Source organism: Haloquadratum walsbyi J07HQW2, assembly GCF_000415985.1.
GTDB classification, from domain to species: Archaea; Halobacteriota; Halobacteria; order Halobacteriales; family Haloferacaceae; genus Haloquadratum; species Haloquadratum walsbyi_B.
Window position 1 is genome coordinate 2,805,948 of sequence record NZ_KE356561.1, and the last position, 962, is coordinate 2,806,909.

2 protein-coding genes are annotated in these 962 nt (G+C 45.0%); one reads left to right on the forward strand and one right to left on the reverse strand.

The window, feature by feature from the left end:
* Window positions 1-84 precede the first annotated feature (84 nt).
* Window positions 85-417 carry a 2Fe-2S iron-sulfur cluster binding domain-containing protein gene (locus J07HQW2_RS13210; RefSeq protein ID WP_021056062.1) on the forward strand — a complete coding sequence of 111 codons (333 nt, stop codon included), beginning with the start codon at window positions 85-87 and terminating at the stop codon, window positions 415-417.
* 360 nt (window positions 418-777) lie between these two features.
* On the opposite strand, the gene J07HQW2_RS18840 is transcribed toward J07HQW2_RS13210, so the two are convergent.
* Window positions 778-936, reverse strand: coding sequence for a phospholipase D-like domain-containing protein (locus tag J07HQW2_RS18840; RefSeq protein ID WP_343122484.1), 159 nt, complete (start codon window positions 934-936; stop codon window positions 778-780).
* Between the last annotated feature and the right edge of the window lie 26 nt (window positions 937-962).

The window sequence follows — 962 nt, forward strand, 5'->3', positions numbered from 1 at the left end:
ATCATAAATAATATTTCAGTGAACACGACAACCCAATAAAGACAACGGAGGACCAGATACACTTCATCGTCACCCTAAGCATTGATGAGAAACAAGTCTATAGACGGCGGTCATGCGCCTAACGTACCTGAAGTTACGTATCGTGGTGTTTCAGTGAAGTGCGAACCAGGAGAAACACTTCGAGCAGTCTTGCTCAATGATGCGATGCCACCGCATAGTAGGGTGACAGGAGCACTTAATTGCAGAGGCAACTCGACATTCGGAGCCTGCACTGCCCGTGTCGTGGGCGGACCAATTGGGCAGCGAGCAACAAAGGAGCAAACTCGACTCGCTGTCTCAATACAGGATGATGCCGATAATATCCAGCTTGCATGCCGGTATCGAGTGACCGATGATGTGGTCATCGAGAGAGCTTGAGATACTCCAATTTCATTTGATGTTGCCTACAAACCATATGATTGTGTTTCGTCATGATCACAGTATACTCACTCTCTCGTTATTTATTTCAAATACCTAAGTCCCCAAAATTGATAAAATTCTAATCTACCGATATTCAACAGAGATAGATCATGAGATGTCCTCCGAGTGGCTCAATTCTCAGTTTAGTCATATACTTATCAGTATCTTAGCGACGATCCAAGCGAACGGCTGAGTACAGTGCATATCCTGCGATAATGACCGCTGCAAGGGCACCCAGTGCAAGTGTCAGTGGTACATACTCTGGTTCTTCTCCAGTATTGACTCCCCTTCGGGATTTCGTATCAGTTTATTTATATTTTACCAATCGGCTGCGAAGACACAATTATAGTATGTCGTTGGGTCATCTCCGATTAGTTCGAGTACGATCTCTTGGTTTTCGGTTCCTGCATGCTCATTCCAATTAAGACTCCCAACAAGAGCGACGTGATCGTCGATAATTGCACCCTTTGCATATATTTCCCCAAAGTGATCACCGAGTCAAC